The sequence below is a fragment of the Apibacter sp. wkB309 genome (assembly GCF_002964915.1).
Lineage (GTDB): Bacteria > Bacteroidota > Bacteroidia > Flavobacteriales > Weeksellaceae > Apibacter.
Window position 1 is genome coordinate 69,653 of record NZ_PSZL01000022.1, and the last position, 12,830, is coordinate 82,482.

A 12,830-nucleotide genomic window follows, 5' to 3' on the forward strand; every position below is an offset into this window, starting at 1 on the left:
TAATAATATGATACGGATTATTTAATAAAAATTAAAAAAAAGATCCGTATTTATATCTTTTTTAAAGGATATAACTTTTTTCAATTAAGTCATACCTTATATTATTTTTTATGAAAAAGACAATATACGTTTTTTTTATATTTCTTATTTTATTGAATATAAAATCGTATGCTCAATGTACCTTGCATATTAAAGGTAAACTTACCGATTTACATTCCACTCGTGGAATAAAAAACGGTTCTATACAGCTCATAGCAACTAATGGAAAAGAATCCATAACAATAACTGATTTATCAGGAGAATATACTATTTCCAATGTTTGTCAAGGAGTGTATCGACTTATTATTTCACATCCTGACTATACTACTCAAACGTTAGAAATAACAGTAAAGAATAATTTAAATCAAGTTATTTCATTAGAACTTAAAGAAAAAGAATTACAACAAATAGTAACCGTTGGAAAATCCTTAGGAAAAACTAAAACTTCAACAGAAAATAAATTAACCAAAAATCAAATTAATGAATTTTCGGATTCTAACTTAGCTAGTGCATTAGCTTCGATTGCGGGAGTGAGTATATTAAAAACGGGAAATAATATAGCTAAACCTATTATTCATGGATTGCATAGTAGCCGTGTGCCCATATTTAATCATGCCATAAGGCAGGAAGATCAACAATGGGGCGTTGAACATGCACCGGATATTGACCTTAATGTTGCCAATTCCATTTCAATCATTAAAGGAGCGGGAGCATTACAATATGCGGGCGATGCTACCGGGGGTATCGTATTGGTTGAACCAAAAAAATTATATACAAAAGATACTCTTACGGGAAGTCTTATAACTTCCTATGTTTCCAACGGTAAAGGAGGAAATACTACAGCCCAAATTGAAAAAGGATGGAAAAAAGGATGGGCTATGCGCTTACAAGGTACTTATAAAAGATCCGGAGATCTATCTGCGCCTGATTATATTATGTCTAATACGGGGCTTAAAGAAAATGATTTTTCAATTCAAGCAGGTAAAAATCAAAGAAATTACGGCATAGAATTATTCTATAGTTATTTCGGTTCAGACACCGGGATTTTAAAAGCAGCGCATGTAGGTAACCTGGAAAATCTTTTAAATGCCATCAATAATAAACAACCCTTAGTTATTGATGATTTTACGATGAAAATAGATGCGCCCAAACAGAAAATTCAGCATAATTTATTTAAATTCAATACCCATTATAATTTTAATTTTGGTAAATTAAGTTTAGTGTACGGATATCAATTTAATAATCGGAAAGAATATGATATCAGAAGAAGCGGACTTGCCGACAAGGCATCTCTCAATTTGGATTTAACTACACATACTCTCAATTTAGATTACGAATCGATTGCCCATACTAAGCTTAAAACAAAATTAGGAAGCGGCTATTCTTATCAAGAAAATTTTCCAAATGCAGGAACCGGCGTAAGTCCATTAATCCCCTTTTATGAAAAAAATAATTATTCCTTCTATTGGATTGAATATTTTACTATAAGTAAAAAATTACTAATCGAAGGAGGAATACGATTTGATCATCAAAAAATAGATGCTTTAAAATTTTATAAAAAAAGCCGATGGGTATCTTTGGGTTACGATAAAAAATATTCAAAAAAAATACTTAAAGATACCGGTCTCAATTATTTGGTAAATCCGATTCTTACCTATAACGGTTTTGCATCTACTTTAGGCTTAAAATTAAAGTTGGGAATGTTTGATGAAATTGCATTTAATTATTCATTAAGCAGTCGAGCACCCAACCCAAGTGAATTATTTAGCGACGGATTACATCATTCAGCCGCTGCCATTGAATTGGGAGACTTAGACTTAAAAAATGAGAAGTCTAATAAGTTTATGACGACCTATAAAGGGTTTGGATTGGATAATAAGTTAACTTTTGAATTAACGGCTTATTATAATTATATAAATGACTTTATAAACTCTATTCCTGTAAGTGCAGAATATACGATTAGAGGAGCATTTCCGGTTTGGCAATATAAACAAACCAATGCTAAAATTTACGGTATTGATGTAATGGCTGATTATCAAACATTGGGACCATTGAAATTTTCTACTAATTTTTCTTATTTGAGAGGAAAAGATATAAAAAATAAAACGTCCTTAATTTCCATGCCTCCTTTGCATTGGGTCAATTCAATAGAATATAGAAATAAAAAATGGCGAAATTATTTTGCAAAACTTACTTCCACTTCTGTGTTTAAGCAAACGCACTTTCCTAATTATAATTTTGAAATTGATATAGTGAAAAATGGAGCAGTGGTTTCGGAAACATTAGATATTAGTTCTCCTCCTGCTGCTTATCAGCTCTTTGATTTTATTACCGGTTTTTCACTCGATATCACAACCATACATACGATGAATATTTCATTAGGTGTAAAAAATATTTTTGACATCGCATACAGAGATTATATGAATCGGTTGCGTTTTTATATAGAAGAAAGCGGAAGAAGCTTTTTATTAAAAATACAATTTAACTTTTAAGAATATACAATACATATATGAAAATTAAAAATTTAATCTTTTTGTTACCGTTAACCTTACTTTTATTTACTATTTTTTCTTGTTCTTCCCATGACAGAGATGACATTTTAAATTCCCTACCGGAACACGATCATGATGAAATGTCAAAGGTGATACTGCAGTTTAGAAATAGTTCAGATCCAAATTTAATTCGAGAATATGTTTACGAAGTACCGGAAGGAAGCACCGAAATACCGATTACGGATATTAGCTTACCTACAGGAACGTATAATGTTGAAATAAAATTTTATTCACAACATGAAAATCATTTACACGATGTGACCGATGAAATTTTTATTGAAGATGCCGATGATCATTTTGTATTATATCAGAAGGTTGATTCTAAAGGGTTAAGCATTATCTATGCAGAACATGATAATATAGATACATTAGGCAGAAAGTTAGGACATCATACGGTCTGGACCGTAGAGGATCAAGCTTTTTCAACGGTGTATATTTATTTACTGCATCAACCGGCAAAGAAAGACCCTGAAGCCACTTCTGCAGCTTTATTAGGTGGAGAAATTGATTTAGAAGCTCACTTTACAGTAAAAAATAAAGATATAAAATAAAAAAATTGTTTATATAACAATAAATAACATACAACTTTTGTTTATAATATAAATTTATTTTGATAAGTAAATCTCACTTACTGATTGAGAAATTTATATTTACCGTTATGTACGCTTAAAAACAGGGAAGCAAAAGTTGTATGAAATTTATTTGTATATTTTTGGCATTTGCAGGTATAAATGTTATTGATGTAAATGCACAAATTAATGCCTGCTGGAAATTGATTTCAGTAAAAAATTATTACAGTTTAGGTATACAAAATAATGGCACCTTGTGGAGCTGGGGAAAAAATGATAAACGTCAGTTAGGAGACGGCTCCGACCAAAATAAATCCCTTCCTACCGAAGTGGATCCTTACAAAAAATGGAAATTAGTGTATTCCGGTTACAATCATTCATTAGGTATAAAATCAGATGGTTCCCTATGGGGCTGGGGATTGAATGAAAACGGTCAGCTGGGTAATGGTACAAATTTTACTAAAATTTATCCGGTTCAAATTGATCATTCCAATTGGAAAAGTGTTTCCGCCGGAGAATATCACTCATTAGCTATAAAAGAAAACGGAACTTTATGGGCATGGGGAAGCAACGAAGAAGGTCAGTTGGGAGATGGCACCACCGACGATAAAAATAAACCAATTAAAATAGGAAATGCACGATGGAAGTTTATAACAGCCGGTTTTAATTATAGTATGGGAATACAGGAAGACGGGACATTGTGGGGGTGGGGTAATAATGAAGACGGTCAGTTAGGGACTGACCAATTTAAATATTCTACTATTCCTGTACGAATTGGTTACAGTAAATGGAAATACATTACGTCCGGATTTGACTATACTTTAGGAATTCAAGCAGATGGTAGCCTTTGGGCTTGGGGATACAATGAATTTGGCCAATTAGGAGATAAATCCAATCGGGATAAGGATTTTCCTGTTCGTATCGGTCATTCTAAATGGAAAATGGTTGCTGCAGGAGAATACCATTCCTTAGGCATACAAGAAGACGGTTCACTTTGGGGATGGGGAAAGAATAATAGCGGACAAGTAGGAGACGGAACCCAAGTTAATAAAAATCTCCCCGTATTATTGGATCATTCCCAATGGAAAACAGTTTCCGCCGGTTTTGAGCATAGTATAGGCATCAAAGAAGATGGGAGCTTATGGGGATGGGGAAGGAATGATTACGGAGAACTTGGATTTGGAATTGAATTTAGCAGAAATATTCCTACGCAAATATCCACATGTGCTGTAAAACATTGATTAATAAAAATCTCTCACATGTACCAATACTTCTTCCATCTGTTTCTTTATTTCCCCGGATGGATATTGGAAATTGTTATTCATAAAGCTAAATATCAATACTTTTCCCGATTTGGTCTCTAAATATCCGCTCAGGTTTGATATTCCTTTCATTCCTCCTGTTTTTGCATATATATACGGCGGATTTCCTTTATAATTATTTTTTAAAGTTCCACTAACACCTCCTGCGGGAAATAATGAAATTAATCTTTTATACGGGATTTCTTCATAGAGCTTAGTTAAAACATAAACCATATCTTTAGGAGTAAAATTATTATATCTGGAAAGACCGGATCCATCAACCCATCTGGGTTTTTGTGGCAAATCTTTTAAATAAGAAGACAACATATGATGTATTGCAGAGGAACTGTTAAGTTTATCTGAAATGGAAAGACTTCCCATCAGAAGAATTTGTTCTGCTAAAAAATTATCACTTACAACCATCATTCTCTTGTATAAACTGTCGCAGGGTATGCTATATAAATATGCAGGTTTTTCAACAGGAAATTTTTCGGTTAAATAAACGGATTTATTAAGTTCTCTTTCTAAAAGTATTTTAGTTAACGAATCGGAAGTAATAAAGGGTATCTCCATTTTTTTATTATCGGAGTAATGAAACTTATTTTTTCTTAAATCTCTTACAATTTCTTTATGGTCCAATAGTACATCATTTATAAAATAAGAGGGATATACTTGAGTTGGTGAAGAAATAGTTACTAAATTTCCGTACATAGGAAAAGAAGTGCGTTCGGGTGAAAAATATTCTTTATAATCTTCCCAAGACCAACCGGGGCCGTAGATAGTATCATCAAAATTTTTTGTAAATAAAGCTATAGTTTCTTTTCGATTTTTTAAAAATTCAATTACTTTATTTTGTTTAAAATAGGGTTCCAATAGAGTTGGATCTCCTGTTCCACAAATATAAAGCGTGTCATTTTTGGAAACATATTTTAGGGAAGGTATAGAATCAGAAATTAATTTCAATCCGGTATATAAGGTAAAAATTTTTACATTGGAAGCCGGAATAAAATACTTATTACCATTATAATTAAAAATTTCCTTTTTTTGCACAGGATCATATAAATAAAAGCCGGCCCACTGTTTTGCATAAAAATCAGAATCAAAATGTTTAATTAAAAATGTTTTTTGTGAATAAAGAGATATACTTATCAAAATATAATAAACTATAAAAAATATTTTTTTCATATGATAACTAATTTATAGCATTTCATTCAAATGTACTAATACGAAATCTTATAATCTAATTTTTTATCTTAAATTTAAAATTTTTAAAATTTAAGCTAATCAATCTATGAATATTGAAGAATTTAGAGAGTATTGTTTACAATTTACAGATGTGGAAGAATGTTTTCCTTTTGATGAAAAAACTTTAGTTTTTAAAGTAAAGGGTAAGATGTTTGCATTAACTAATCTATATGATCCGGATTTTAAGATAATTTTAAAATGTGAGACAGAATATTCGTTGGAGTTAAGAGAAAATTATTCGGAAATACAACCCGGATATCACATGAATAAAAAGTATTGGAATACAGTTTTTATGAATGGAAATTTAACGGATGATTTTATAAAAAATCTTATTAAACTATCTTATACAGAGGTGCTTAAAAAAATAACTAAAAAGAGATGAACAAAATTTTAAAATTTTGGTTACTCAAAAATCTTATTATATCTTAGCATAATGATAATTACCAATTATATTTCAAATGATGTATTAACTCTTTATGAAAATGACAACGTTGGAAGAGCAGAGCAATTGATGATTGATCTTGGAGTTAGCCATTATCCTGTTATAAGTAAAGGAAGAGTAAAAGGAAATATAGGTTTAAATATCATTAGAGATTTAGATAAATCAGAATCACTAAAAGATCATCTTTTAGATTTAGAACAGTTCTATCTACTTGATAGTGCTATACTTTTTGATTCCTTACGCGTTTTTAGTGAAAATGAAACTAATATAATCCCAATCTTATCCTACCAAGAAAAATTTTTAGGAGTAGTATTAGAAGAAACAGTTATTGATGAATTAGCCTCCTTTCAATTTACTACCGAATATGGAGTTTATATGATCATTACGACTCCTATAAAAAAATATTCTACCAGTGAAATAGCAAATATAGTAGAAAGCAATAATGGAAGGATATTAGGGATGTTATTAGTCAATACCGATGAAGACTCAACTCAAATAGTACTTAAAATTAGTGCAGAAAATATAAGTTCCATTGGAGATACTTTCGAGAGATTTGGGTATCAAATTTCCAACAAATACTTTGAAGATTCCAAGCAAGAGCTTTTAAAAGAGAGATTTGATCAATTGCAAAAATTTATGGAAGTATAAATTAATTAAAATTCAATGATAGTAGGTGTATATGGAAAAGTAGTTCACAAAGAAGATTATGAACTTTATTCGGCTTTTTTTCAACAATTAGAAAAAAAAGGTATAACCATTTATGTATATGAATCCTACGTGAAGGAATTAGAAGAAATGTTAGGATTAAAAAATCCCGGTTTTATTCCTTTCACTAAAAAGAAAGGACTTCCTAAAGAAACCAAATTATTATTTACCTTTGGAGGAGACGGAACTATTTTGTCTACTGTTGCTTATATTAAAGGATCTAATATTCCGATTGTGGGAATCAATACAGGAAGATTAGGATTTTTAGCCACATTTCAGAAAAATGAATTTTTGAAGGAATTGCCCCATATTTTAGATGGTTATTGCACTATAAGTGAACGTTCCGTACTAGAAGTGAAAAGTAATTTTCATAAATTCTTGCCTTATGCCATAAATGAAGCAGCAGTAATGCGTAAGGATACAACCTCAATGATAACCATAGATGCCTATGTAGATAATATATTTCTGAATACCTTTTGGGCAGATGGTTTAATTATATCAACTCCTACCGGTTCAACGGGCTATTCATTAAGTTGTGGAGGTCCCATTATTTATCCTAAAGCCGATATAGTGGTTATCACTCCAATCTGTCCGCACAATTTAAATGTAAGACCATTAATTTTAAAAGATGATGTAGAAATACGGTTGAAAGTTCATAGTAGATCGGAAAAATATTCTTTATGTCTGGATTCACGGTATAATACGGTAGGAATAGACGATGAAATAATCATAAAAAAAGCACCATTTAAAATAAAAATAGTCAAGTATAATAATTATTCTTATTTTAAAAATCTTCGGGAAAAATTAAAATGGGGAACTGATTCGAGGAATTAAAAAACTTGTTTTTTCAATTCAAAATAAAATTCAGTGTTTATAACTTCTTAATATCTTTTGAGATTCTCTAGGGTCAAATATGTTAAATATTTTTAATTTTAAATACATAGTAAGAGCCTAAAACAAAAGAATTAATTAATTGAAAGAAAGTTAATTATAAAAATCATAAGATTATAAAATTTGAATGTAAGAGTTTGTATACGTTAAAAATTATACACGAGACCGGCTCTTATAAATAATTTTCTGTCTTTTAAAAATAAAGTAAAAATTATTAAAAAAAGAAAAATAAATTAAGGATTATGTCAATATTTGATAGAAGAATTAATTACAAGCCTTTTGAATACCCTGAAATTTTACAATTTACAGAAGCAATCAATCATGCCTATTGGGTACATTCAGAAGTAGACTTTACCGCCGATATACAGGATTTTCATTCGCATTTAGAAGACAGAGAGCGAAATTCAATTAAAAACAGTTTATTAGCAATTGCCCAAATTGAGGTCGCTGTTAAAAGTTTTTGGGGAAATATATATCAGCATTTTCCAAAGCCGGAGTTCAATGGATTAGGAAGTACTTTTGCGGAATGTGAATTTAGACATTCAGAAGCTTACTCAAGATTGTTGGAGGTTTTGGGATATAATAATGAATTCGAAAAGTTGTTGGAAATTCCCGTTATCAGGGAAAGAGTGGAATACTTAGATAATGCATTAAAATATGCTAAATCCGATGACCGAAAAAAATACGTAGTATCACTTATTTTATTTACTATTCTTATTGAAAATGTTTCTTTATTCAGTCAATTTGCTATAATCTTATCATTTACAAGATTTAAAGGTCTGATGAAAAATGTTAGCAATATCATTGGTTGGACTTCTGTAGATGAGCAAATTCATGCCAATGCTGGAATCTATTTAGTTAATAAAATTAAAGAAGAATATCCCGACTTTTTCGATGAAGATACCATTAAGCACATTCAAGATACCGTTAAGAATTCAATCATCATTGAAGGTAAAATATTAGATTGGATATTTGAGAAAGGAGAAGTAAACTCAATAGAAAAAGAAAATCTTCTAAACTTCATGAAATTCAGGGTAGATGAAAGCTTACAACAAATAGGAATGGAACGGTTGTATAATGTTACACCTGAGCAATACAAACCTATGGCATGGTTTGAAGAGGAAGTATTTGCCAATAGTTTAGACGACTTTTTTGCGAAAAGACCTACCGAATATACCAAATATGATAAAAGTATAACTGAAAACGATTTATTTTAAATGGGAGATTTTTATTTAATTAAAGCCAATTTTATATATCTTGATTTTAATGCAACCATCGAAAGAGAAATTGCAACAAAATTAGATGACAGAGAACGTCATATAGAAATATGGGAGGAGTTAATAGAAATAATTTCAGGATATCTTCGAGCATTTTCTTTATCTGAAATATATGAAATGCCTTTTATTGATGAAGAAGGAAAAGATAACGGGTATTTTTTAAGAAGAATGGCAGTAAATAATGAAACCGGATTAAAAGGTAAATTAGAATTAATGGTTAAAAGATTAGATTAATATATATTATGAGCGAAAAACTTTGGTGGAAAAATTCGGAAAGTGAACAAATATTAAATAGGGGGTATCTTCTAAAGGGAGAGACGGTTGAAGGAGCAATTGATCGTATTACTTCCGCTGCAGCTCAACGATTATACAAACCTGAATTAAAAGAAGCTTTTCAGGAAATGATTGAAAGAGGCTGGATGAGTTTAAGCTCACCCATATGGGCAAATATGGGAACAGAAAGAGGATTGCCTATATCATGCTTCAATGTTCATATTCCTGACAGTATAGAAGGAATAACTCATAAATTAGGAGAAGTAATCATGCAGACCAAAATTGGCGGAGGTACTTCCGGTTATTTTGGAGCATTAAGAGAAAGAGGATCAGCGGTTTCGGATAATGGCAAAAGTAGTGGAGCGGTAAGTTTCATGAAATTATTTGACACCGCCATGGATACCATATCTCAAGGGGGAGTGAGAAGGGGAGCTTTTGCAGCTTATTTGGATATTGATCATCCCGATATTGAAGAATTTTTATCCATACGCGATATAGGAAATCCGATTCAAAATTTATTTTTCGGTATATGCGTTCCTGATTATTGGATGCAGGAAATGATTGACGGAGATATTGATAAAAGAAAAATTTGGGCTAAAGTTTTAGAAAGTCGTCAACAAAAAGGTTTACCCTATATATTCTTTACTGATAATATTAATAAAAATAAGCCACAGGTATACAAAGATAAAGGAATGGTTATTCATGCTTCTAATCTTTGTTCTGAAATCATGCTTCCTTCCACAGAAGAAGAATCTTTTATATGTTGTCTTTCATCCATGAATTTGGAATTATATGATGAATGGAAAGACACGGAAGCAGTAAAATTAGCCGTATTCTTTTTAGATGCCGTTTTACAGGAATTTATTGTAAAAACAGAAGGTAATTATTACTTGTCACCCGCAAATAAATTTGCTAAAAAGCACAGAGCACTAGGCTTGGGAGTTTTAGGATGGCATTCTTATTTGCAGAAAAACATGATTCCTTTTGAAGGAATGGTTGCTAAACAAAAAACCGTTGAGATTTTTAAATATTTGCAGGATAAATCGAATAAAGCAACTGAAGATTTAGCCAGAATTTATGGAGAACCAGAATTATTAAAAGGTTATGGAAGAAGAAATTCTACTTTATTGGCTATTGCGCCAACCACTTCATCTTCTGCGATTTTAGGTCAAACATCACCGGGGATAGAGCCGTTCAGTTCCAATTACTACAAAGCGGGTCTTTCTAAAGGTAATTTCATGCGTAAAAATAAGTATTTGGATATGCTTCTTACGGAGAAAAATATTAATAATGAAGACACTTGGAGAAGTATTATGCTAAATGGTGGTAGTGTACAACATTTAAAAGATTTATCGTATGAAGAAAAACAAGTTTTCAAAACTTTTAAAGAGATCAGCCAATTGGAAATTGTTCAACAGGCCTCTATAAGACAAAAATATGTGGACCAATCCCAGTCTTTAAATTTAAATATACCTGCTGAACTTCCGGTAAAAGAGGTAAACCGATTATTAATAGAAGCTTGGAAATTAGGTATTAAAACTTTATATTATCAAAGAAGTCAAAGTGTGGCCAAAGAGCTTGTGGTTAATTTGGTTAATTGCAGTAGTTGTGAATCGTAGTGATTATAATTTTCTTACATCCTATAAAAAGACTATTTTAAATAGTCTTTTTTCTTTTAAATGTTTATCAATCGGTGTAAATGTGTTTTAAATAGCATATATTTGTGCCGAATGTTCTTTTTAATACTGGTTGTAGCCTAAAATTATGAAAGATTTTTATACTATATTAGAAGTCGATCCGACTGCATCGCATAAGGAAATTAAAAAATCTTATAGAAGATTAGCTCTTAAATATCATCCGGACAGGAACTTAAATAATAAAGATAATGAAAAGCTTTTTATAGATATTAACGAAGCATATCATATTTTATCCAATGAAGAATTTCGTAAAAATTATGACGTAAGGTATAGGAAAAAAATTTCTTCTTATTCTCAACCCATTACACCTTATATTTTTTTAAAAAAGTTTCAGGATATTCGTAAATTTATTTATGATAGAGGCATTAATAAAATAAGTAAAAATGCGTTATATTCAGGTTTGGAAAAATTATTGTCTGATGAAAATATCAATTTCCTAATTTTAAAAAGTAATAAAGAAGTTCGTAAGCAAATTATAATTGAAAATTTAAAATGTATAAAGTTTTTACCGTCTTTAGATAAAGAAAAAATCATATCCAAGCTTTTAAAGTTAGCCGATAATGATTATAATCTTGTTGCTCTTATAAGTTTCTCCACTAATCAGACGGAAAACAAGTATTTTTTTACCTCTATTTTTTCAAGGTTTACTTATAAAATAAAACAAATGTTTGTTCCATAAATTAATGGATTCAAATAATAGGCTAAAACAGACGATACCGTTTGAAATTGTAATTTTAAAGCCAAAAAAATTAGATATATTGTAAGATACTAAAATAATTATAATGAAAAAAATTGTATTCGTTTTCACTCTACTAATGATTTTAAACAGCGGAGAGCTGTTTTCACAAAATAAAACCAATAGGATAACAACTACTAAATTAAAGAAGAAAAGCCTTATTTTAGGTCCCAAATCTGCGGCTAAAATTAAAGAATTATTTTTTACTGCTAAAGGATTTAAATTACCGCAAAAAATAGAGGCAATCAATACTATAGCTACTTATACGGGTGCAGAACCCATCGAAGGTTCAGGAAACATATATACTTGGGATTTCACGAATGGTTTTCAAATTAGTGCAATATCAGAGGGTGGCGGGCGATTAGGAAGTAATGATAAAATTTCATTGGTTAGTTTCAATTACGGAGGAATCAATTCGGTGGAATTATCAAATTCAATTGTCTTACATCAATCCTCTTTAAATTCCATTGAAAAAATATATGCTAAGCGTTTAATAAAATTTAAAAACACGAAACAACCAACATATAAAGTAATATCAGACAAAGTTTATACTACTTTTTACTTTAATGAAAAAAATATTTTAATAAGTTTATCTATCTCTAATTATGATTTAGAATTTTAAATATTTATTTCAAAAAATCGACAAAATTTACTGAGAATGAAATAATCAAGTAATATTAAACTTACTTGATTAATTATATAATTTATTGTTTAAGTAAATATTCTTCAGTATCGTATTGACCTGTATTGTCAAGATAGTACAGTTTTTTTTCAAAAGCTTTAAATTTAAAACCAAACTTATCTAAAGCAATTGTTGAATTTTTTCTATCCCAATTGAAATTACCTTGTTCATAAATAATTGATCCTTTAGAATCTTCATCAGTAAAAAGTTGAATTTTTAACTTATACGTATTACTTTGATCTAAAGTCAGAACCACAAATTCACAATCATCACATGAAATACTTCCTTGATAAGTACCGATAAATTTCTTAGGTAAAGTATCCCTAATTGAAGAAGATACTGATAAAGAATCAGTTTGGTTAGAAGCTTTTATCGTTTGTTTCTTAACGCAACTGCTCAAAAGGCAACTAAATATAATTAG

The 12,830-nt window shown here is 30.2% G+C and carries 13 protein-coding genes; 11 read left to right on the top strand and 2 right to left on the bottom strand.

All coding sequences use genetic code 11. The annotated features are described in order from the left end of the window. The first annotated feature begins 110 nt into the window (after positions 1 to 110). The 3 genes from C4S75_RS06140 to C4S75_RS06150 all read left to right on the top strand — a co-directional run bounded on the left by C4S75_RS06140 (position 111) and on the right by C4S75_RS06150 (position 4,401). Entirely contained in the window at positions 111 to 2,531 is a 2,421-nt protein-coding gene (locus C4S75_RS06140; RefSeq protein WP_105297426.1) for a TonB-dependent receptor domain-containing protein, read from the top strand. Positions 2,532 to 2,548: 17 nt separating this feature from the next. Continuing rightward, positions 2,549 to 3,142 carry a hypothetical protein gene (locus tag C4S75_RS06145; RefSeq protein ID WP_105297427.1) on the top strand — a complete coding sequence of 198 codons (594 nt, stop codon included), beginning with the start codon at positions 2,549 to 2,551 and terminating at the stop codon, positions 3,140 to 3,142. A 140-nt stretch (positions 3,143 to 3,282) separates the two neighbouring features. After that, positions 3,283 to 4,401 (top strand): hypothetical protein, encoded by a 1,119-nt coding sequence (locus C4S75_RS06150; protein ID WP_105297428.1) that lies wholly within the window; start codon positions 3,283 to 3,285, stop codon positions 4,399 to 4,401. Here C4S75_RS06150 and C4S75_RS06155 read toward each other — a convergent pair whose 3' ends face one another. Beyond that, entirely contained in the window at positions 4,402 to 5,646 is a 1,245-nt protein-coding gene (locus tag C4S75_RS06155) for a D-alanyl-D-alanine carboxypeptidase (RefSeq protein ID WP_105297429.1), read from the bottom strand. Between the two features lie 106 nt (positions 5,647 to 5,752). Between C4S75_RS06155 and C4S75_RS06160 the strand changes: the two genes are divergently transcribed. The 8 genes from C4S75_RS06160 (at position 5,753) to C4S75_RS06195 (ending at position 12,349) form a co-directional block, all read left to right on the top strand. Beyond that, positions 5,753 to 6,088, top strand: coding sequence for an MmcQ/YjbR family DNA-binding protein (locus C4S75_RS06160; protein WP_105297430.1), 336 nt, complete (start codon positions 5,753 to 5,755; stop codon positions 6,086 to 6,088). Between the two features lie 51 nt (positions 6,089 to 6,139). Then, positions 6,140 to 6,796 (top strand): CBS domain-containing protein, encoded by a 657-nt coding sequence (locus tag C4S75_RS06165; RefSeq protein ID WP_105297431.1) that lies wholly within the window; start codon positions 6,140 to 6,142, stop codon positions 6,794 to 6,796. 15 nt (positions 6,797 to 6,811) lie between these two features. Next, on the top strand, positions 6,812 to 7,687 hold the full coding sequence (locus C4S75_RS06170; protein ID WP_105297432.1) for an NAD kinase: 876 nt from the start codon (positions 6,812 to 6,814) through the stop codon (positions 7,685 to 7,687). A gap of 299 nt (positions 7,688 to 7,986) precedes the next feature. Continuing rightward, positions 7,987 to 8,961 carry a ribonucleotide-diphosphate reductase subunit beta gene (locus C4S75_RS06175; RefSeq protein WP_105297433.1) on the top strand — a complete coding sequence of 325 codons (975 nt, stop codon included), beginning with the start codon at positions 7,987 to 7,989 and terminating at the stop codon, positions 8,959 to 8,961. Further along, positions 8,962 to 9,255: a hypothetical protein gene (locus tag C4S75_RS06180; RefSeq protein WP_105297434.1), complete on the top strand. Its 294-nt coding sequence runs from the start codon at positions 8,962 to 8,964 to the stop codon at positions 9,253 to 9,255. An 8-nt stretch (positions 9,256 to 9,263) separates the two neighbouring features. Further along, complete coding sequence (locus tag C4S75_RS06185) at positions 9,264 to 10,913, top strand: ribonucleoside-diphosphate reductase subunit alpha (RefSeq protein ID WP_105297435.1); 1,650 nt, start codon at positions 9,264 to 9,266, stop codon at positions 10,911 to 10,913. Between the two features lie 145 nt (positions 10,914 to 11,058). After that, positions 11,059 to 11,670 (top strand): J domain-containing protein, encoded by a 612-nt coding sequence (locus C4S75_RS06190; RefSeq protein ID WP_105297436.1) that lies wholly within the window; start codon positions 11,059 to 11,061, stop codon positions 11,668 to 11,670. 103 nt (positions 11,671 to 11,773) lie between these two features. Beyond that, the gene (locus C4S75_RS06195) at positions 11,774 to 12,349 is read left to right on the top strand and encodes a hypothetical protein (RefSeq protein ID WP_146105583.1); all 576 of its coding nucleotides are present in this window, start codon (positions 11,774 to 11,776) and stop codon (positions 12,347 to 12,349) included. An 82-nt stretch (positions 12,350 to 12,431) separates the two neighbouring features. On the opposite strand, the gene C4S75_RS06200 is transcribed toward C4S75_RS06195, so the two are convergent. Next, on the bottom strand, positions 12,432 to 12,809 hold the full coding sequence (locus tag C4S75_RS06200) for a copper resistance protein NlpE N-terminal domain-containing protein (protein WP_158254226.1): 378 nt from the start codon (positions 12,807 to 12,809) through the stop codon (positions 12,432 to 12,434). Positions 12,810 to 12,830 lie beyond the last annotated feature (21 nt).

Coding starts and splice junctions, on each gene's coding strand:
- C4S75_RS06140 (WP_105297426.1), top strand. CDS start 111: ATGAAAAAGACAATATACGTTTTTTTTATATTTCTTATTTTATTGAAT.
- C4S75_RS06145 (WP_105297427.1), top strand. CDS start 2,549: ATGAAAATTAAAAATTTAATCTTTTTGTTACCGTTAACCTTACTTTTA.
- C4S75_RS06150 (WP_105297428.1), top strand. CDS start 3,283: ATGAAATTTATTTGTATATTTTTGGCATTTGCAGGTATAAATGTTATT.
- C4S75_RS06155 (WP_105297429.1), bottom strand. CDS start 5,646: ATGAAAAAAATATTTTTTATAGTTTATTATATTTTGATAAGTATATCT.
- C4S75_RS06160 (WP_105297430.1), top strand. CDS start 5,753: ATGAATATTGAAGAATTTAGAGAGTATTGTTTACAATTTACAGATGTG.
- C4S75_RS06165 (WP_105297431.1), top strand. CDS start 6,140: ATGATAATTACCAATTATATTTCAAATGATGTATTAACTCTTTATGAA.
- C4S75_RS06170 (WP_105297432.1), top strand. CDS start 6,812: ATGATAGTAGGTGTATATGGAAAAGTAGTTCACAAAGAAGATTATGAA.
- C4S75_RS06175 (WP_105297433.1), top strand. CDS start 7,987: ATGTCAATATTTGATAGAAGAATTAATTACAAGCCTTTTGAATACCCT.
- C4S75_RS06180 (WP_105297434.1), top strand. CDS start 8,962: ATGGGAGATTTTTATTTAATTAAAGCCAATTTTATATATCTTGATTTT.
- C4S75_RS06185 (WP_105297435.1), top strand. CDS start 9,264: ATGAGCGAAAAACTTTGGTGGAAAAATTCGGAAAGTGAACAAATATTA.
- C4S75_RS06190 (WP_105297436.1), top strand. CDS start 11,059: ATGAAAGATTTTTATACTATATTAGAAGTCGATCCGACTGCATCGCAT.
- C4S75_RS06195 (WP_146105583.1), top strand. CDS start 11,774: ATGAAAAAAATTGTATTCGTTTTCACTCTACTAATGATTTTAAACAGC.